Origin of the sequence: Agromyces sp. MMS24-JH15, from assembly GCF_043518605.1 — a bacterium.
Lineage (GTDB): Bacteria > Actinomycetota > Actinomycetes > Actinomycetales > Microbacteriaceae > Agromyces.
Window position 1 is genome coordinate 1,617,134 of the sequence record NZ_CP171358.1, and the last position, 18,473, is coordinate 1,635,606.

16 protein-coding genes and 1 tRNA gene are annotated in these 18,473 nt (G+C 71.9%); 9 read left to right on the top strand and 8 right to left on the bottom strand.

Annotation, left to right across the window (positions count from 1 at the left end; all coding sequences use genetic code 11):
• Positions 1–4 precede the first annotated feature (4 nt).
• Positions 5–1,039, top strand: a complete 1,035-nt coding sequence (locus ACDF64_RS07335) for a LysR family transcriptional regulator ArgP (protein WP_394554452.1) — start codon at positions 5–7, stop codon at positions 1,037–1,039.
• Between the two features lie 95 nt (positions 1,040–1,134).
• On the top strand, positions 1,135–1,308 hold the full coding sequence (locus ACDF64_RS07340) for a CsbD family protein (protein WP_394554455.1): 174 nt from the start codon (positions 1,135–1,137) through the stop codon (positions 1,306–1,308).
• Between the two features lie 92 nt (positions 1,309–1,400).
• On the opposite strand, the gene ACDF64_RS07345 is transcribed toward ACDF64_RS07340, so the two are convergent.
• The gene (locus tag ACDF64_RS07345; RefSeq protein WP_394554456.1) at positions 1,401–2,618 is read right to left on the bottom strand and encodes a pyridoxal phosphate-dependent aminotransferase; all 1,218 of its coding nucleotides are present in this window, start codon (positions 2,616–2,618) and stop codon (positions 1,401–1,403) included.
• 94 nt (positions 2,619–2,712) lie between these two features.
• On the opposite strand from ACDF64_RS07345, the gene ACDF64_RS07350 reads away from it, so the two are divergent.
• The gene (locus ACDF64_RS07350; protein WP_394555071.1) at positions 2,713–5,778 is read left to right on the top strand and encodes a hypothetical protein; all 3,066 of its coding nucleotides are present in this window, start codon (positions 2,713–2,715) and stop codon (positions 5,776–5,778) included.
• On the opposite strand, the gene dgt is transcribed toward ACDF64_RS07350, so the two are convergent.
• The 5 genes from dgt to ACDF64_RS07375 form a co-directional block, all read right to left on the bottom strand.
• The gene (dgt, locus tag ACDF64_RS07355) at positions 5,775–7,346 is read right to left on the bottom strand and encodes a dGTP triphosphohydrolase (protein WP_394554457.1); all 1,572 of its coding nucleotides are present in this window, start codon (positions 7,344–7,346) and stop codon (positions 5,775–5,777) included. The genes ACDF64_RS07350 and dgt overlap by 4 nt on opposite strands.
• 72 nt (positions 7,347–7,418) lie before the next feature.
• Positions 7,419–8,339, bottom strand: a complete 921-nt coding sequence (locus ACDF64_RS07360; protein ID WP_394554458.1) for a sugar ABC transporter permease — start codon at positions 8,337–8,339, stop codon at positions 7,419–7,421.
• Complete coding sequence (locus ACDF64_RS07365; protein WP_394554459.1) at positions 8,339–9,964, bottom strand: ABC transporter permease subunit; 1,626 nt, start codon at positions 9,962–9,964, stop codon at positions 8,339–8,341. Before ACDF64_RS07365 ends, ACDF64_RS07360 begins: the two co-directional genes overlap by 1 nt.
• A 188-nt stretch (positions 9,965–10,152) precedes the next feature.
• On the bottom strand, positions 10,153–11,367 hold the full coding sequence (locus ACDF64_RS07370) for an extracellular solute-binding protein (protein WP_394554460.1): 1,215 nt from the start codon (positions 11,365–11,367) through the stop codon (positions 10,153–10,155).
• A 146-nt stretch (positions 11,368–11,513) separates the two neighbouring features.
• On the bottom strand, positions 11,514–13,565 hold the full coding sequence (locus tag ACDF64_RS07375; RefSeq protein WP_394554462.1) for a beta-galactosidase: 2,052 nt from the start codon (positions 13,563–13,565) through the stop codon (positions 11,514–11,516).
• A gap of 382 nt (positions 13,566–13,947) precedes the next feature.
• Between ACDF64_RS07375 and ACDF64_RS07380 the strand changes: the two genes are divergently transcribed.
• From ACDF64_RS07380 to rplA, 5 genes are all read left to right on the top strand, one after another.
• A tRNA-Trp gene (locus ACDF64_RS07380) sits at positions 13,948–14,020 on the top strand.
• Between the two features lie 40 nt (positions 14,021–14,060).
• Positions 14,061–14,336 carry a preprotein translocase subunit SecE gene (gene secE, locus ACDF64_RS07385; RefSeq protein ID WP_394554463.1) on the top strand — a complete coding sequence of 92 codons (276 nt, stop codon included), beginning with the start codon at positions 14,061–14,063 and terminating at the stop codon, positions 14,334–14,336.
• Between the two features lie 69 nt (positions 14,337–14,405).
• Positions 14,406–15,335 carry a transcription termination/antitermination protein NusG gene (gene nusG, locus ACDF64_RS07390; protein WP_394554465.1) on the top strand — a complete coding sequence of 310 codons (930 nt, stop codon included), beginning with the start codon at positions 14,406–14,408 and terminating at the stop codon, positions 15,333–15,335.
• 205 nt (positions 15,336–15,540) lie between these two features.
• Positions 15,541–15,969: a 50S ribosomal protein L11 gene (gene rplK / locus ACDF64_RS07395; RefSeq protein ID WP_394554466.1), complete on the top strand. Its 429-nt coding sequence runs from the start codon at positions 15,541–15,543 to the stop codon at positions 15,967–15,969.
• A 141-nt stretch (positions 15,970–16,110) separates the two neighbouring features.
• Complete coding sequence (gene rplA / locus ACDF64_RS07400; protein WP_394554467.1) at positions 16,111–16,800, top strand: 50S ribosomal protein L1; 690 nt, start codon at positions 16,111–16,113, stop codon at positions 16,798–16,800.
• 167 nt (positions 16,801–16,967) lie between these two features.
• Here rplA and ACDF64_RS07405 read toward each other — a convergent pair whose 3' ends face one another.
• Positions 16,968–17,552 carry a hypothetical protein gene (locus ACDF64_RS07405; RefSeq protein ID WP_394554469.1) on the bottom strand — a complete coding sequence of 195 codons (585 nt, stop codon included), beginning with the start codon at positions 17,550–17,552 and terminating at the stop codon, positions 16,968–16,970.
• Between the two features lie 69 nt (positions 17,553–17,621).
• Positions 17,622–17,891: an acylphosphatase gene (locus ACDF64_RS07410; RefSeq protein ID WP_394554470.1), complete on the bottom strand. Its 270-nt coding sequence runs from the start codon at positions 17,889–17,891 to the stop codon at positions 17,622–17,624.
• A gap of 151 nt (positions 17,892–18,042) precedes the next feature.
• Between ACDF64_RS07410 and ACDF64_RS07415 the strand changes: the two genes are divergently transcribed.
• Positions 18,043–18,405 carry an iron chaperone gene (locus tag ACDF64_RS07415; RefSeq protein ID WP_394554472.1) on the top strand — a complete coding sequence of 121 codons (363 nt, stop codon included), beginning with the start codon at positions 18,043–18,045 and terminating at the stop codon, positions 18,403–18,405.
• The last annotated feature ends 68 nt before the right edge of the window (positions 18,406–18,473 follow it).

The following is an 18,473-nucleotide window of genomic DNA, read 5'->3' on the forward strand; positions in this document are numbered from 1 at the left end:
TCATATGGAACTGCCCATCGACCTCGCCCGCACGCTCGCCGCGGTCGTCGACGCCGGCAGCCTCGACGCTGCCGCGCGCGACCTCGCGATCACGCCGTCGGCGGTGTCGCAGCGCGTGAAGCTCCTCGAGCGGCGGCTCGGGCGCGTGCTGCTCGTGCGATCCCGCCCGGTGCGGCCGACCGAGGCGGGGGCGGCGATCGTGCGCCTGGCGCGGCAGGCGACGCTGCTCGAGCACGACGCGCTCGACGCGCTCGGCATCGACCCGGAGCCCGACGGCTCCGCGCAGGGCGGCCCCGGCGAGCCCGGTGCGGGCGGCGCGTCGCGGACGCGACGGCGCATCCGCATCCCCCTCGCCGTGAACGCCGACTCGCTCGCGACGTGGATCCTCCCGCCGCTCGCGCGGCTCGCCTCCGCGCACCCGATCACGTTCGACCTGCACCGCGACGACCAGGACTTCACCGCGGGCCTGCTCGAGTCGGGCACCGTCATGGCCGCGGTCACGTCGCAGGCCGAGCCCGTCGCGGGGTGCGTGGTGCGCCCGCTCGGCGTGCTCCGGTACCGCGCCGTCGCCACGCCCGGCTACGTCGCGCGGTGGCTGCCCGATGGCGCGACGCCGGAGGCGCTCGGCGTCGCGCCCGTCGTCGACTTCGACCGGCGCGACGACCTGCAGTCCGAGTACCTCCAGCGCGTCGGGGTGGATGCCTCGCACCCGCCACGTCACTACGTGCCCGCCTCGAACGACTTCGCCACCGCGATCAAGCTCGGGCTCGGGTGGGGGCTGCTGCCGGCGTTCCAGTCGCGCGCGGAACTCGAACGCGGCGATCTCGTGGCGCTCGGCGGACCGCCCGTCGACGTGCCCCACCACTGGCAGCAGTGGAACCTGCGCTCGCCGCTGCTCGACGCGATCGCCGACGAGGTCGTCGCGGAAGCCCGCCGCACGCTCGACGGCCCAGTACCCGACGCCGGAGCACCCGACGCCGGAGCACCCGACGCCGGAGCACCCGACGCCGCAGCGCCTGACGCCTCCGCGCACGCGTAGCGCCCCGGGGCTGGGAAATCAACCCGGTGCGCCGCACGCGCCGGACGCGTTCACTGGAGTTGTGGCGGTGATCCCGCCCGGAAGGAGAGTGCGACATGGGTAGCGAAGAGCGTGCCGATGCAACGAAGGACGACGTCGCCGGCAAGGCCAAGGAGGCCTGGGGCAAGGTGACGGACGACGAGAAGCTCGAGGCCGAGGGCAAGGCCGACCAGGCGAAGTCCGACCTGAAGAACGCCGTCGAGGACGTCAAGGACGCCTTCAAGCACTGACCGAGCGCTGAACGAGGCCGGCAGAAGCCACCGGCCCGCCGGGACCCGCGGGGGGAGTCCTGGCGGGCCGGTTCGTTCGTCGCCCGTCGGCCTCAGCCGAAGAGGCGCTGCAGTCGCTGCACGCCCTCGAGGAGCGCGTCGTCGCCGAGCGCGTAGCTGAAGCGCAGGAACCCGCTCGGGCCGAACGCCTCGCCGGGCACGGCCGCGACCTCGGCCTGGTCGAGGATCAGGTCGGCGAGCTCGAGCGAGCTGGACGGCGTGACGCCGCCCCACTCGCGGCCGAGGAGCCCCGAGACGTCCGGGTAGACGTAGAACGCGCCCTGCGGGACGGGCACCTGGAAGCCGTCGATCTTCGAGAGCTCGGCGACGATCGTGCGGCGCCGGCGGTCGAACGCGCGGCGCATCTCCTCGACCGGCTCCTGCGGCCCGGTGAGGGCCGCGAGCGCGGCGCGCTGCGAGATGTTCGAGACGTTCGACGTGAGGTGCGACTGCAGGTTCGCGGCGCCCTTCATGAGGTCGGTCGGGCCGACCATCCAGCCGAGTCGCCAGCCGGTCATCGCGTAGGTCTTCGCGACGCCGTTCACGAGGATCACGCGGTCGGCGAGCGCGGGCACGGCCTCGACGATCGAGACCGCGCGCGGCGGCACGCCGTCGACGTCCTCGGCGTAGGTGAGGTTCTGGTAGATCTCGTCGGCCACGACGAAGATGCCGTGCTCGAGCGCCCACTCGCCGATCTCGCGGACCTGCTCGGGCGTGTGGACCGCGCCGGTCGGGTTCGACGGCGACACGAACAGCAGCACCTTGGTGCGGTCGGTGCGCGCGGCCTCGAGCTGGTCGACGGTCACGAGGTAGCCCTGGTCGGCGCCCGCGAACACGTCCACCTGCACGCCGCCGGCGAGCTTGATCGCCTCCGGGTAGGTGGTCCAGTAGGGCGTCGGCACGAGCACCTCGTCGCCGGCGTCGAGGAGCACCTGGAAGGCCTGGTAGACGGCCTGCTTGCCGCCGTTGGTGACGACGACCTGGGCGGCGGATGCCTCGAGCCCGGAGTCGCGCAGCGTCTTCGCCGCGATCGCCTCGCGGAGGTCGGGCAGGCCCGCGGCGGGCGTGTACCGGTGGTTCCGCGGGTCGGCGACGGCCGCGAGCGCGGCCTCGACGATGTGCGCGGGCGTCGGGAAGTCCGGCTCGCCGGCCGCGTACGAGATGACCGGCCGCCCGGCGGACTGGAGGGCCTTCGCCTTCGCGTCGACCTTGAGGGTCGCGGACTCGGCGATGGCGGCGATTCGGGACGACAGGCGCGGCTTCTCGGTCACCCGACCAGCCTAGGCGAGCGGATGTCCCGTGACATCCTCGTGTCGCGCACCGGTGTGGGTCGCTCGTCCCACTCGTGTTAGGCTCCGCCGCGTGATGACGCGCCCCCGACGGAGACCCCTGCTCGCCGGACTGGCCGTCATCGTGCTGCTCGCGCTCGGCGCGGGCGTCGCGTTCGTGCTCACCGACGCGCTCGGCATCCGCTCCGAGGCGTCGGACGTCCCGGCCGAGGCATCCACCGTCGCCGCGGTCGGCGAGACCGCGCTCCCGCCCGCGTTCACGGCGATCGACGCCCCGGCGACGCCGCGCCTCGACGCGTCCGTCGCGGAACTCCGGGCGGCCGTCGGCGACGCCGCCGCAACGGCGGGCACCGCGACGCTCGCGGTCGAGCTCGAGGCGGAGGCATCCGCCGGGGCGTCCGCCGACGCAGGCTCCGACGCCGCCGACGAGACCTACCGGCTCGAGGGCTCGCCCGACGCGCTCCGTGTCGTCGCGGCGACCGAGGCCGGTGCGGTCCGCGGCGTCTACGACCTCGCCGCGGCCGTGCGCGACGGCCGCCCGGTGACCGATCGGCTCGGCGAGACGGTGTCGTCCCGCCTCGGGTTCCGCATGGCCGACCTCGGCGCCGTCGGCGTCGAGCCCGACGAAGCGGCCTGGGCCGCGGGCGACGACTACTCGCACAACTCGAAGGCGTTCGAGGACGTCATCCTCCCCGACGCGCCCTACATCGACGACGACGCACTCGCCGCGGCGCGCGTCGAGTTCGACGCGTACGTCGACCACCTGCTCGCGGAGGGCTACACCGCGCTCGCGTTCCCGGGCCTGCTCGAGTACGTGACGTTCTCCGACGTCGGCGACGGCACCGAGGTCTACGCGCCCGACGACGAGCACGTCGCGCGTGCGCTCGCGATGCGCGCGGCGTTCGGCCCGATGCTCCAGTCGGCGCACGATCGGGGGCTGAAGGTCTACTTCCGCACCGACATGCTCGTGCTCACCCCGCCGCTCGAGGCGTACCTCACCGACCGGTTCGGCGGCCTCGACACCGAGAACCCCGAGCTGTGGGACGTCTACGCCGCGGGCCTCGACGAGCTCTACCGCGAGCTACCCGCGGTCGACGGCGTGCTCCTGCGCATCGGCGAGGCGGGGCAGGTGTACGACCTGCCCGACTGGGACTACACCTCGAAGCTCGCCGTCACGACGGTGCCCGCGGTGCAGGCCATGCTGACCACCCTGCTCGGCCAGGCCGAGCGGGCCGACCGCGAGGTGATCTTCCGCACGTGGACGGTGGGCGTCGGCGCGGTCGGCGACCTGCACACGAATCCCGCCTCCTACGAGGAGGTGCTCGGGCCGATCGACTCCGACCGGCTCATCGTCTCGACCAAGTACACGCTCGGCGACTTCTACAGCCACCTGCCGCTCAACGAGACGCTCGAGGTCGGCGACCACCGGCGCATCATCGAGTTCCAGAGCCGGCGCGAGTTCGAGAACTTCGGTGCCTTCCCGAACGACCTCGGCGACCTGTACGCGACGACGCTCGACCGCCTGCTCGCCGCGAACCCGCACATCGAGGGCATCTGGACCTGGACGCAGGACGGCGGTCCGTGGCGCGCCGGCCCCATGAACCTCGAACTGAAGACCGGGTTCTGGCAGCTCGCCGAGCTCAACACCGAGCTCGCGGTGCGCCTCGCGCGCGACCCGTCGCTCGACCCCGCCGAGGTCACCGTCGACTGGGCCCGGCGCTGGTTCTCCGACGACCCCGCGACCGTGCAGGCGATCGTCGAGGCCATGGCCCGCTCGCGCGAGGCCGTCACCGACGGCCTCTACATCGGTCCATTCGCCGACCGCCGCGTGTTCGCGATCGGCCTCGAGCCGCCGCCCATGATGTGGATCTTCGAGTGGGACATCCTCACGGGCGACAGTGCCGCGCTCGACGTGATCCACTCGATCTCGCGCGACGACCTCGACGAGGCGATCGCGGGCGGCCGGCGCGCGCAGGCCGCGGTCGAGGACATGCGCGACCTCGTGGGCGCGACGGATGCCTCGACCTGGACGGATCCCGCACTCCACGCGGCCTTCGCGGAGGCGCTCGACTACGAGGCGTCCACGCTCGGGCTGCTCGCCGACTACCGCGAGATGTTCCTGCAGAAGGCCGAGTGGAACGCGACCCGCTCGCCCGAGGCGTTCGCCGCGTGGGAGTCGGCGCGGGCCGCGTTCGACGAGCGCGCCGCCGCGCACGAGCAGGCGTACGCGGGCGACGTCTTCCACCCCGCCTACAACCTCACGGCCGCGCGGCTCGGCGAGGAGCGCGCGGTCCGCGACCCCGCCATGGCGTGGGCTGCGGGCGCCCTGCTCGTCGTGGTGCTCGCGTGGTTCGCCCTCGGGATCCTCGCGCGCCGTCCGCGGTTCGCCGGATGGCCCGGTGCCCGCGCCGCCCGCGCCACCTGGATCGCGGGCACGCGCCCGTGGCGGGCCGCCGAGGCGGTCGCCGGGCTCGGCCGGGCCGACCGGGTCGTGCTCGTCGCCGCGCCCGCGCTCGCGCTCGTCGCGAGCCGATGCATCCTGACCTGGTTCGCCGCGCCCGCGCACCTCGTCGCGACCCTCGGCGCGTGGCTCGTGTTCGGGCTCGGCGCCGCGCTCCTCGTCCGCCTGCTCGGGGGATCCTGGCCCGCGGTGCTCGCGGCCGTCGGCGGCGCGGCGATGCTGCGCGTCGCCCTGCTCGCCGCAGTGCTCGTGCCGACCGGCCCCGGCGGGTACTGGTACGGCTTCTGGACCGACCCGGTGTCGCGCTCGGCCTACGTCACGGTCGCGTTCGCGCTGTTCGCGTGGGTGCTCGTCGCGGGCGGCTGGGCCGCGGTCGCGTCGATCGGCCGGCGCCGCGCGCTCGGCGCGACGCTCGCCGCCGCGGGCGCCGCGCTCGCCGCGATCGCGACCCTCGTCGGCGTCATCGGACTCGAGCAGGCGCTCACCGTCTGGAACGACCAGATGGCGCTGCTGCCGTGGGGACTCTCGCGGATCCTCGGCATCACGGTGTACCTCGGCATCCCGGCCGAGACCCCGTGGGTGGTCGCCGCCTTCGGCGCCGTCCTGCTCGTCGCCGGCCTCGCGATCGCGCTGCCGCGGCGGCGCCGGGCCGCGACCCGCGAGGATGCCGTGACGGCCTAGAGGCTCTGCCCGATGTCCCAGAGCCGGTCGGGCCGGCCGTCGATCGCCTCCGACACCGCGAGCGCCTGGTCGTCCGACAGCGACGCGACGTAGTCGACGACGCCGCGGCCCACGCCGAGCCGCGGGACCTCCGAGCGCGCGGGAATCGGCACGCCCTCGGGCCGCTCGGCGCGCAGCGCCGTGTAGCCGTCGGTCGCGAGCTCGACCAGCTCGCGCAGCCGGTACGGCACGCGGTGGCGATCGAAGTCGTCGGTCATCCACGCCGTGAGGCCCTTGACGGCGCGGGTCAGCGCGCGGCTCAGGCCCCGCTGGTAGAGCGCGATGTCGGCGCGGTCGAGGATGAAGTGCCGGTGCACGAACTTCAGCACCTCGACCTCGTGCCAGGCGAGCGTGTCGAGCGTCACGAGCCCGGTGCGCGCGCCGACCTCGGGCGACGGGACCACCGAGGACTGCAGGTGCCCGATCCACCGGTTCGTGAACGACGACAGCGACCGCTCGGTCGCGATGGAGCCGTCGAACGGGCTCGCCAGCAGTCCGTCGACGAGGTCGTCGGCGACCACCCGCACGGCCTCGGCGAACGCGTCGTCGTTCGCGACCCACGCGTCCGAGCGGTGGAGCTTGCGTCGCAGGCCCTCGAGGGCCGAGCCCGCCGGCGCGGTCCGCTGCCCGAGCACCTCGTCGCCGAGCAGCCGCAGCGCGCCGTCGTCGTCGGCGTAGCCGCGGAACTCGCGCGCGACCGCGCCGTGGCTGAGCAGTCCCGCCCGGTAGAAGTCGTCGACGTCGTGGATCGAGTACGCGATGTCGTCGGCGAGGTCCATGACCGTGCACTCGAGCGACTGCGCGAACGGCGCGAGCCCGCGCCGGGCGTCGGCGAGGTCGGCGGCGTCGAGGTCGTACGCCGAGAACTTCCCGGCCTCCACGCCGCCGTCGACGTGGCGCATGCCGCGCGGCAGCGCGCCGTCCGACCGCGCCGAGAGGGGCAGGGTCGCCGGGTCGACGAACCGTGGCCACGGGTACTTCGCGGTCGCCGCGCGCACGGCCGCCGTGAGGTTGAGTCCGTGCGGCGCCGCGCCCGTGACATCCAGCGACGCGATGATCCGGTAGGTCTGCGCGTTCCCCTCGAAGCCGTCGGCGAGGCCCAGCGTCTCGCGCGCGAGCCGGTCGAGCACGCGCTCGCCGAGGTGGCCGAACGGCGGGTGCCCCAGGTCGTGCGCGCTCGCGGCGGCCTGCACGACGACCGCGTCGCAGCCGTGCTCGATCGCGAGGGCGTGCGCCGGCGACGAGGCATCCGCGAAGCCGACCGCGATCGCGCGCGCGACCGCGGTGACCTTGATCGAGTGCGTGAGCCGGTTGTGGATGAGGGGACCCGCGCCGGGCTGCGCGATGACCTGCGTGACCGCCGACAGGCGCGAGAAGTACGGCGAGAAGCGGATGCGCTCGAGGTCGAGGCGGAACTGCGAGTGCTCGCCGATCACCTCGAGGGTCGTGGCGGGCTCCGGCACGCGACGGGCGGCCCGCCCGGTCGGCCGGGCCGGGCCCTGGGTCGCGCGGGCGGATCCTCCGGTCACGGTGCGAGCCTACGCGCCCGGGTGCGGCGGCCGAGCGGATGCCCCGGGGCGAGCGGATGCCGCCCCGACGCGCTACCCCTTGACCGACCCCGCCGTGAGCCCGCCGACGATGTACCGCTGCAGCAGCAGGAACAGCACGAGCACCGGCACCGCGGCGATCACCGCGCCCGCGGCGAACAGGCCCCAGCGCGAGGTGAGCTGGTTCGACACCCACTGGAACATCCCGACTGCGAGCGTCCAGTTGTCCTCCGAGACCAGGACGATCTTCGCGAGGATGTAGTCGCCGAACGCCGTGAGGAACGCGAGCAGCGCGACCACCGCGAGGATCGGGGTCACGAGCGGCATGATCAGCCGCCAGAAGATCTGCGCGTGCGTCGCGCCGTCGATCTTCGCCGACTCGTCGATCTCGATCGGCACGGTGTTGAAGAACCCGTACATGAGGAACGTGTTCGCACCGAGCGCGCCCGCGAGGTACACGCAGATCAGCGCGAGCTTCGAGTTCAGACCGAGCGCGGGCACGACCTCGCCGATCGCGAGCAGCATGAGGAAGATCGCGACGAACGCGAGCGCCTGCGGGAACATCTGGATGACGAGCAGGCTGGTCAGGCTCGCGCGCCGCCCCGAGAACCGGAACCGCGAGAACGCGTACGCCGCGGCCGCGCCCATGAGCACCGCGCCGACGGCCGCGATCGACCCGATCATGAGCGTGTTCGCCGCCCAGGTCCAGTAGCTCGTCTCCGCGAGGGCCGCGAAGTTCGAGAGGTCGAACGCGCTGAACAGCGCACTCGACGACGACAGGCTGCCGCGCGGGTTGAGCGATGCGGATGCGACGTACAGGAGCGGGAACACGGCGTAGAAGCCGACCACCACGGCGACCGGGTACTTCCAGCCGACCTCGGCCCACCACCGGCGGCGCCGTGCGGGCGTGCGGTCCGCTCCGTTCGCGCTGCCGCCCGAGAGGGCGCGGGTCGAGGTGTCGATCGACGTGGTCATCACTGGTACTCCTCGAGCTTGCGGGTCTGGCGGAAGGCGAGCGCGGAGATCGCGCCGATGACGACGAACACGATGATCGCCAGCGCGCTCGCGAGGCCGTAGTCGGCGGCGCCGCCCGACACCCCCGAGATGTCGTAGATGGCGGAGATGAGGATGTCCGTCGAGCCGAGTGCGTACGGTGCGCCCGGGATGGCCGGACCGCCGTTGTTGAACATGTAGATGACGGTGAAGTTGTTGAAGTTGAACGCGAAGGACGCGATCGCCAGCGGCGCGGTCGACACGAGCAGCAGCGGGAGGATGATCGACCGGAACCGCCGCCAGCGGCCGGCGCCGTCGATCTCGGCGGCCTCGAGCGTGTCGCCGGGCAGCGACTGCAGCGCGCCCGTGCAGACCAGGAACCAGTACGGGTACGTGAGCCAGACGTTCACCCACAGCACGGCGAACCTCGCCAGCCACGGGTCGCCGAGCCAGTTGATGTCGGCGCCGAAGAAGAACAGGTCGTTGACGACGCCGAACTCCGAGTTGAACATGCCGCGGAACAGGAGCGCGGACATGAACGCGGGGAACGCGTACGGGAGGATGAACAGCGTCCGCAGGAACCGGCGCGCACGGATCCGCGGGTCGTTGAAGATGAGCGCGAACAGGAGCCCGAGGCCGAAGCTCGCGCCGACCGAGATCGCAGCGAACACGAAGGTCCACAGCGTCACCATGAGCAGCGGCTCGACCAGGTCGGGGTCGGTGAACAGGCGGACGAAGTTGTCGAAGCCGACGTTGACGTACCAGCCGGCCGGGAGGGCCGATCCGTCCTCCGCGACGAACGAGCCCTGCTCGGTGGCCGCGTACACGGTGCCGGTCTCGGTATCGGTGATCGTCTGCGCCTCGGCGTCCCAGACGAGGGTCGAGACGTAGACCGCGCCCGTCGTGCCGTCGCGCGTGCGGATGGAGCCGTCGTTCGGGTCCTCGGACACCGGTACGCGCAGCGCGACCGCCTGCTCCTGGAGGGCGGGGTCGCCGAGCAGCTCGGCCCGCGGGACGACGTCCCAGCCGGGCACGGCGGTCGGGGCGCCGGCCGCGCCGATCTCGGCGCCGCGGACCTCCTCGAGCGGCGATGTCGCCGAGCCGACCAGGACGTCGCCGTCCTCGTCGACGATCGCGAAGCCGAGCTCGCCGACGCGCTCGACGACCGACAGCGGGGAGGTGGAGGAGCCCTCGATGCGCCGCTCGCCCTGGATCAGCGCGGCGTCGACCGCCTGCTCCATCGAGCCCGCGTGGCCGGTCCCGTAGTTCGTGAACGCGATGTACGCGGTGTAGCCGAAGACGAAGACCTGGAAGACGAGCAGGAACACGAGGCCCGGCAGCAGGTACTTGAGCGGCAGCGCGCGCCGGACGAAGTAGACGACGTCGGCGATGACCAGGAGTGCCGCGGCCACGCCGAGCACGATCCAGGACTCGCTCCGGTACGCGGCGAGGATCGTCGCCACGCCGAGCGCGTTGATCAGCGCCATGATCGCGAGCTTCACGAGGAAGCCCCAGCCGAGTCCGCGCCAGGCGCGGGCGTGCGACTCGCGCGGTCGCGGATCGGGGACCTCGATGTCGGGTCGTACCGACTCCTCCTGCACCGTCATGTGTCTGCTCCGGGGTGGTCGAGGGGTGTGCGTCTGGGCGGGTGCCCGCGGGGTGATCGCGGGCACCCGGGGTGATCCGGCGGGGGACCGGATCAAGGGGGTCCGGCAGGACTCCGGTCCGCTGGGGAGGCGTGGCCCGGTGCCGGGGTGCCGGCCGGCTCGCGCACGAGCCGGCCGGCGGGGTCGGATCAGCCGGCGAGCGCCGCCGTCAGGTCCGTGATCATGGTGTTCCACGTCGACACGGGGTCGGCGCCGTTGATGATCTGCGACTCGGCCGCGTTCCAGAAGTCCCAGACCGAACCCATCTCGGGGATGCTCGGCATCGGGACGCCGTTCTGCGCCGACGCCAGGAAGCCCGCGATGATCGGGTCGCTCGCGACCTCCTCGGCGAGGGTCGACCACGCGGGGATGCGCGGGTCGGCCTCGTAGAGCGCGCGCTGCGCGTCCTCGGTGGCGAGGTAGTTCACGAGGAAGTCCTGCGCGAGCAGGGCGTTCTTCGACTGCGAGCTGAGGTAGAAGCCCTGCACGCCGACGAACGGCGCGGCGGGCTGGCCGCCGGCCGACGGGATCGGGTTCACCGCGACGTTGACGTCCGGGAAGGACGAGATCGCCCACGGGCCCTGGATCGTGTACGGCGCCTTGCCGGTGTTGAACAGCTCGTTGTTGATGTCGTAGTCGACCGTGGTCGACAGGTAGCCGGTGCCGTTCGCACCGTTCGCGCCGAGCCACTGGGCGAAGGCCTCGCCGGCCGCGCCGCCCATGCCGACCTCGTTGGTGTACGAGCCCGACTCGTCCTGCACGAAGACGGGCGCGCCGAACGACGTCTGGAAGCCGTACATCGTGTAGCCGTCGCCGGTCTCGCCGTTGGTGTTGATGACGAACGGGCGCTCGGTGCCGGCCGCGAGGCCCTTCTGGATCAGGTCGTCCCAGGTGGCGGGCGCATCGGTGCCGACGAGGTCGGTGTTCTGGATGAGCGCGATCGTCTCGAGCGAGTACGGAAGCGCGTAGAGCTGGCCGTCGTAGGTCATCGCGTCGAGCGCGACCTGCTCGAACTCGCCGGCCTTGTCGCCGAGGTCGATCGTGTCGACGACGCCGGCGGCCACGAGCGCGCCGAGCCAGTCGTGCGCGCCGACGGTGATGTCGGGGCCCTCACCGGTCGGGACCTGGGCGATGAAGTCGTTGCGGAGGTCCTCGAAGTTCTTCTGGACGAGCGTGACCTTGGCGCCGGTCTCCTCCTCGAAGGCCTTCGCGGCGTCGGTGACGGCCTGCTCGCGCTCGGCGTCGGTCCAGACGACGATCTCGGGAGCGGTGGCCTCCTCCTCGGGTGCAGCGCCGCCGCTGCAGCCCGCGAGAAGCAGGGCGGAGGCGACGGCGACTGCGCCGATGCCGATCTGCTTGCGCATGGGTGTTCCTTCCGGGGTTCGGGCCGCTCGGGCCGGCGTCTCGTTCGAGATCGCGCCGTTGCGACCGGGGTGCGTCGGGCGGGTGCCGCGACGCGCTGTGGTGGGTGGTGCGGGTCGGATTGCTCAGGAGTGAGGGGGTCGGCGGTTCAGCGGCCACCTCCCCGCGGTTCGCGGGTCGTGCGGACGACCGCGACGCCGCCTGCGGCGACGTCGAACGCGTCGACGACCTCGGTGCCGGTGAGGAGCTCGAGGCCGGATGCCGCGAGTCGTGCCGGCTCGTCGCGATGGTTGATCGCGACGACGTAGTCGGCCGCGTCGCCGCGGCGGGTGACGACCTCGAGGCCGTCGGGATGCCCCGTGGGCGCGATCCCGGCGTCGGCGTAGACGTCGTCCATCACGGTCCGCAGGCCCTCGGCGTCGAGCCGGGTCGCGACGTACCATCCGACGCCCTCGCCGTACGCGTGCCGCGTGACCGCGGGCAGGCCCGCGCCGGGGCCGTCGAGGTGCCGCGCGACGACCTCGGCGCCCTCGAGCGCGATCGCCTCGTGCCAGACATCCGCCGTGAACACCGCGTCGGCGGCGAGCGGCGCGGTGTCGTCGCCGCGCCACGCGACCGAGGTGCGGACGCCCTCGCGCAGCGGGAGGAACTCCTCGACCCGGACGCCGAGCGCGGCGGCGAGCGGTGCGCCGAATCCGCCGGCGTGGACCGCGTCGTGCTCGTCGACGATCCCCGAGAAGTAGGAGACCACCAGCGTGCCGCCCTGTTCGACGTAGCGTGTGAGGTTCGCCGCGTCCGCCGCGCGGAGCAGGTACTGGGCCGGTGCGACGACGAGCCGGTACTTCGACAGGTCGTGGCCCGGCAGGGCGAAGTCGACCGTGATGCCGTCGCGCCAGAGCCGCTCGTAGAACGCGCGGATGCGGTCGGCGTGCGAGAGGTCGTCGCTCGGGCGCCATTCGAGGTCCTGCGCCCAGAACGACTCGAAGTCCCAGAGCACGGCCACGTCGGCCTCGACGACGGTGCCCTGCAGTTCGTCGAGTCGGTCGAGCTTCGCGCCGAGGTCGACGACCTCGCGCCAGACCCGGGAGGTCGTGCCCGCGTGCGGGACCATCGCGGAGTGGAACTTCTCGGCGCCCGAGCGCGAGGCGCGCCACTGGAAGAACAGGATCGCGTCGGCACCGCGCGCGAGGTGGGCGAGCGAGTTCCGCGCCATCTCGCCGGGGCGCTTGGCGACGTTGCGGGGTTGCCAGTTCACGGCGGAGGTCGAGTGCTCCATGAGGATCCACGGCTTGCCGCCGCCGACCGACCGGGAGAGGTCGGCCGCGATGGCGAGGCCGATCTCGCCCTCGGGGTCGGCCGACCAGAGGTAGTGGTCGTCGGACACGACGTCGACCTCGCGGCCCCACGCCCAGAGGTCGGCGACCCAGGCCTGGTTCGCCATGAAGTTGGTCGTGATCGGCTGCGACGCGAAGCGGCGGATGGCGTCGCGCTCGGCGCGGAAGCACTCGCGGAGCTGGTGGTCGGTGAAGCGCGCGAAGTCGAGGCGCTGCGCGGGGTTGACGACCGAGGGGGCCGCGGCGGGGACGCCCACGTGCTCCCAGTCGGTGTAGCGCTGGCCCCAGAAGGCGGTGCCCCACGCGGCGTTGAGCGCGTCGAGGCTGCCGTGCCGCTCGCGGAGCCATCCTCGGAACGCCTCGGCCGACTGCGCCGAGTAGTCCTCGCCGACCGGCACGCCGTACTCGTTGTGCACGTGCCAGAGCACGACGGCGGGATGGTCGGCGTAGCGCTCGGCGAGCGCCGACGCGATGCGCACGATCGCCTCGCGGTACGCGGGCGAGGAGTGCGACGCCATGCCGCGGGCGCCGAAGCCCTGGACGACGCCGTCGCGCGAGACCACGCGGGCGTCGGGATGCCTCGCGAAGAACCACGCCGGCGGCGACGCGGTCGGCGTGCCGAGGTCGACCCGGATGCCGTTGCGGTGCAGGAGGTCGAGCAGCTCGTCGAGCCAGGCGAAGTCGAACACGCCCTCCTCGACCTCGATGAGCGCCCAGGCGAAGATCCCGACGCTGACCAGGTCGACGCCGGCCTCGCGCATGAGCGCCACGTCCTCGTCCCACGTCTCGCGCGCCCATTGCTCCGGGGTGTAGTCGCCGCCGTAGGCGATGCCCCGGATCGCGGGCCAGGGGGAGGGGGAACGCATGACACTCCGTCGGGTCGGGAACTCGGTGAAAACTGTACTGTGATCGGTTACAGGAGCTGTGACCGGTCACAGTTCTACTCCGGCCCGGATGTGAACTCCAATTCGACGGATGCCTCGTTATGGAACTGTGATCGGTTACAGGTAGTCGCCACGAACGCCGAATCGCGACGGCGGCGTCGGCGCCTGCGTCGTCGAGCTGGCGGTCCGGGGGAGTCGGGCCGGCTGCTCCCGCGCCGTTCCGCCGATCCGGGACCGGTTTTGGCCGCTGGGCATCCGTCGCCTAGACTTGCTGAGGTTGCGAACGACGACCAAGATCTCCCGTGCCCGAACGGCGGGGGAACGAGGGAGTGATCGCGATTCCGACAGGGGCTCGCGCCCCTGGAGGGCGGTAGTTCAATTGGTAGAGCAGCGGTCTCCAAAACCGCAAGTTGCAGGTTCGAGTCCTGTCCGCCCTGCGAGCCGGCAGTGAATGCCGGCCCACGAAAGGTAAAACGAGTGGCCCGGAAAGTCATCGACGAACCCAGCGAGGACGTCGTCGCCAACGCCAAGCGCGACCGCGCGGCGAAGCGCAACCCGTTCTCGCGGATCGCCCTGTTCATCCGACAGGTCTTCGCCGAACTGAAGAAGGTCGTCACCCCGACCCGCAAGGAGCTCTTCAGCTTCACGGGCGTGGTGCTCGTGTTCGTCATCATCATGATGGCCATCGTGTGGGGGCTGGACCAGTTGGCCGGCCTGCTGGTGCTGTACGTCTTCGGACAGCCGGGAGTCTGATTCGGCCCTCGGCGGGCGAAGCGGAGACTCCGGCCGGAGCATCCGGTCGACTGAGAGAGGGATCTAGAAGTGACGAAGTACGAGCGCGACGACGTCGACTGGGCGACCGCGGCCGAGCAGTCCTCCGAGGACGACGAGGCGCAGGAGGGCTCGTCGCTCGAGCACGACGAGGCGTCGGTCGAGCCGGCCGAGCACCGCGCCGTCCACATCGTGGACGAGGAGGGTCGCGAGATCGACCTCGACGCCGTGCTCGACGCGATGGCCGAGGCAGCCGATCCCGAAGCCGATGCGGTCGTCGCCGACGCCCTCGACATCGACACCGAGGACGAGGCCCGCGCCGCCGTCGAGGCCGCCCAGGAGGAGGCCGAGACCGAGGAGGACCCGTACGAGGAGTTCCGCGCCGAGCTGCGGTTCCTGCCGGGCAAGTGGTACGTCATCCACTCGTACGCGGGCTTCGAGCGCCGCGTGAAGGCGAACATCGAGCAGCGTCGCGAGACCATGGCCATGGCGGACTACATCCACCAGGTCGAGGTCCCGATGGAGGACGTCGTCGAGATCAAGAACGGCCAGCGCAAGATGGTCAACCGCGTGCGCATCCCGGGCTACGTGCTCGTGCGCATGGACCTCAACGAGGAGAGCTGGTCGGTCATCCGCCACACTCCGGGCGTCACGGGCTTCGTCGGCAACGCGCACAACCCGACGCCGCTTCGCTTCGAGGAGGCCTTCGGCATGCTGAAGAGCCTCGTCGAGCCGAAGGAGGTCGCCCCGGTGAAGGGCGCCAAGGGCGGTGCGGCCGCTTCCGGCGCCGCGCGCGCCGTGCCCGCCGAGGTCGACTTCGAGGTCGGCGAGACCATCACGATCAAGGACGGCTCGTTCGCGGGCCTGCCCGGCACGATCAGCGAGATCAAGCCCGAGAGCGGCAAGCTCACCGTGCTCGTCTCGCTCTTCGAGCGCGAGACGCCGGTCGAGCTCAGCTTCGACCAGGTCACCAAGCTCTGACGCCACGCGCGTCGGTGGTCGAGTAGCGCGCGACGACGTCGCACGCGTCGAGACCCAGGTGCCCAGCGCGCCCGGAGGATTCCTCCGCTATCATTGACAGGTTGCCCGCTGCGCGGGCTGCCTCCCCAACCACCGCCACCCGGAACCGCCGGGCTGCGGGAGAGTGCCCCGATCACCGGGGCGTTCGAACAGAAAGAGAGAAATCATGGCACCGAAGAAGAAGGTCACTGGTCTGATCAAGCTTCAGATCAAGGCCGGCGCCGCCAACCCCGCTCCGCCGATCGGTCCGGCGCTGGGTCAGCACGGCGTCAACATCATGGAGTTCTGCAAGGCCTACAACGCGGCGACCGAGGCCCAGCGCGGCAACGTCATCCCCGTCGAGATCACGGTCTACGAGGACCGCTCGTTCACGTTCGTCCTGAAGACCCCGCCCGCCGCCGAGCTCATCAAGAAGGCCGCCGGCGTCGCCAAGGGTTCCGGCGTCCCGCACACCACCAAGGTCGGCAAGCTGACCCAGGCGCAGGTGCGCGAGATCGCCGAGCAGAAGATGGTCGACCTCAACGCGAACGACCTCGACGCCGCATCGAAGATCATCGCGGGCACCGCCCGCTCGATGGGCATCACGGTCGAATAGGCCCCAGGCGGTCGAGGTGCGCCGGCGAAGCCGACGCGCATCGAGACCCGAGGATGCCCCATCGCGGCATCCGACCTTCAGAACTCATTCGTGGCAGCGCCGGCCAGGCGCGATGACCACACTCTCGCTAGGAGAATCCACATGGCACAGAAGTCCAAGGCCTACCGGGCCGCGGCCGAGAAGCTCGAGGCCGGCAAGTACTACACGACGGACGACGCCGTCGCGCTCGCGAAGGTCACCGGTTCGGCGAAGTTCGACTCGACCGTCGAGGTCGCGCTGAAGCTCGGCGTCGACCCCCGCAAGGCGGACCAGATGGTGCGCGGCACCGTCATCCTCCCGCACGGTACCGGCAAGACCGCCCGCGTCATCGTGTTCGCGACCGGCCCCGCGGCCGAGGCTGCGATCGCGGCGGGCGCCGACGAGGTCGGCGGCGCCGAGCTCATCGAGAAGGTCGCCGGCGGCTACACCTCGTTCGACGCGGCCGTGTCGACCCCGGAGCTCATGGGCCAGGTCGGCCGTCTCGGCAAGGTGCTCGGTCCGCGTGGCCTCATGCCGAACCCCAAGACCGGCACCGTGACCCCGAACCCGGCCAAGGCCGTCGAGGAGATCAAGGGCGGCAAGATCGAGTTCCGCGTCGACAAGCACGCCAACGTGCACTTCGTCGTCGGCAAGACCTCGTTCTCCGAGGACCAGCTCCAGGAGAACCTGAAGGCCGCGCTCGAGGAGATCACGCGTCTCAAGCCGTCGAGCGCCAAGGGTCGCTACATCCAGAAGGGCGCCGTGTCGACCACGTTCGGCCCGGGCATCCCGCTGGACGTCAACGCCCTCTGAACCCACTGATCAAGGCGCTGCCGCGCGTCGAGATCCGAAGGCCCGCCGATCACGGCGGGCCTTCGTCGTCCCGCTCGGCACCGGGGTGGATCATGAGCCGTCCCTGTCGTCGGGGACGGGGGCGGCGACCGGCCTCAGGGCATCGGCCGTCCGGTCCGGGCTCAGGGCTAGCCGATCTCGCCCGACCCTCCACCTGTCGCCGGCCCCACGCCCGGGTCGTTGGGTGCGGTGGCGACGGCCGTCCAGGCGTGGGCCCGAACCGGCGGGGTCTGCGGAGACGAGAGCGGGACGGTGGCGAGGAGGAGTCCGGTGGCGTTGAACGGCGTCAATGCTCCTGTCCACGTGAAGGTGTACCTGATCCATGGCACGCCCCCGACATCGATCGCGACACCGCCGCCGGTGGCCGCCCAGCCTGGGACGCTCTGCGGATCGAGCACGGGGACGCCGCCCACCTGGAAGATGCCGTCGGCGTTCTCGATCTCGATCACCAGTACGACGGCCGAGACCGTGCCCACCGGGTTCGTGTAGAACCCCACATTGGTGTTCGCCCTGAGTCCGACGAAGCTGCCGCCATCACCGCTGACCCAGTCGTAGGTCAAGTTCGTGAACGTGAGTGCGCCCGAAGCAGTCCCGCTCGCGGCGGCTGCGGGAGTCGCCGTGGCAAGGACCAGCACGGGTGCCGTCCACGCTCCGGCCTTGAGGAGCGTTCGCCGATCGATGGTCGCAGCCGCATCCCCAGTCGTATCGCTCATGAGGGCCTCCAATCGCTGCATCTCTCGCGGCGTGCGTCCTGATGCCGCATCGCCAGTCTCCCAGATCGTCTAGTAGGTGATCCGGAACCCGCGGTCACCCGCGGCGGGCAGGTCCGTCACCTCGGTCGAGGTCACGCTGGAGCCGATCGGCCCGACGGCGAACCAGTCGAGCATCGCGGCGACGGATGCCTCGTCGCCCTCGATCTCGGCCTCGACGTCGCCGTCGCGCAGGTTGCGGATCCAGCCGACGATGGCGAGGCGCTCGGCCTCGCGACGTGCGGAGTAGCGGTAGCCCACGCCCTGCACGCGGCCCCGCACGATGATGCGCCGTCGAATCACTCAGCCACACTATCGAAGGGGGCGCGTCGGCCGCGGGCGGTGCATGGCACGCGATCGGGGGTCGCGCGGTCGGGGCTGGTGGGTCGGGGGTCGCGCGGTCGGGGGTCGCTCCGGCGGCGACGGGGTCGTGGCGCGTGGGTACCATGACCGCATGGGGGGATTCATCGACGACATCGAGGGTCCGGAGGACCGCGCCGCCATCGAGCGCATCCACGCGCGCGCGCTCGAACTCGTGCCGGACGCGGTCGAGGGCACGGGCTACGGGATGCCGGCGCTCGTCTATCGCGGCAGGCCGCTCGTGAGCGTGCGGGTCGCGAAGGCGCACATCGGCTACTACCCGTTCAGTCCGGCCGTGGTCGACGCGGTGCACGAGGACCTCGACGCGGGCGGTTTCGACTGGTCGAAGGGCACGGTGCGCTTCAGCGCGGGGCATCCACTGCCCGACGACCTGGTCGACCGGCTCATCCTGCTCCGCCGCGACGAGATCGCGGCAGCGACCGGGGCGGCGACCTGACCGCATCCGCGCGCCGCCCGGGCACGGCGAAGGGCGCGGCCGCCGGAGGAATGGCGACCGCGCCCCGT

Bases quoted from the DNA above. Each gene is read 5' to 3' on its own strand.
- ACDF64_RS07335 (WP_394554452.1), top strand. From the start codon at position 5: ATGGAACTGCCCATCGACCTCGCCCGCACGCTCGCCGCGGTCGTCGAC.
- ACDF64_RS07340 (WP_394554455.1), top strand. From the start codon at position 1,135: ATGGGTAGCGAAGAGCGTGCCGATGCAACGAAGGACGACGTCGCCGGC.
- ACDF64_RS07350 (WP_394555071.1), top strand. From the start codon at position 2,713: ATGACGCGCCCCCGACGGAGACCCCTGCTCGCCGGACTGGCCGTCATC.
- ACDF64_RS07360 (WP_394554458.1), bottom strand. From the start codon at position 8,339: ATGACCACGTCGATCGACACCTCGACCCGCGCCCTCTCGGGCGGCAGC.
- ACDF64_RS07365 (WP_394554459.1), bottom strand. From the start codon at position 9,964: ATGACGGTGCAGGAGGAGTCGGTACGACCCGACATCGAGGTCCCCGAT.
- ACDF64_RS07370 (WP_394554460.1), bottom strand. From the start codon at position 11,367: ATGCGCAAGCAGATCGGCATCGGCGCAGTCGCCGTCGCCTCCGCCCTG.
- ACDF64_RS07375 (WP_394554462.1), bottom strand. From the start codon at position 13,565: ATGCGTTCCCCCTCCCCCTGGCCCGCGATCCGGGGCATCGCCTACGGC.
- rplK (WP_394554466.1), top strand. From the start codon at position 15,541: ATGGCACCGAAGAAGAAGGTCACTGGTCTGATCAAGCTTCAGATCAAG.
- rplA (WP_394554467.1), top strand. From the start codon at position 16,111: ATGGCACAGAAGTCCAAGGCCTACCGGGCCGCGGCCGAGAAGCTCGAG.
- ACDF64_RS07405 (WP_394554469.1), bottom strand. From the start codon at position 17,552: ATGAGCGATACGACTGGGGATGCGGCTGCGACCATCGATCGGCGAACG.
- ACDF64_RS07415 (WP_394554472.1), top strand. From the start codon at position 18,043: ATGGGGGGATTCATCGACGACATCGAGGGTCCGGAGGACCGCGCCGCC.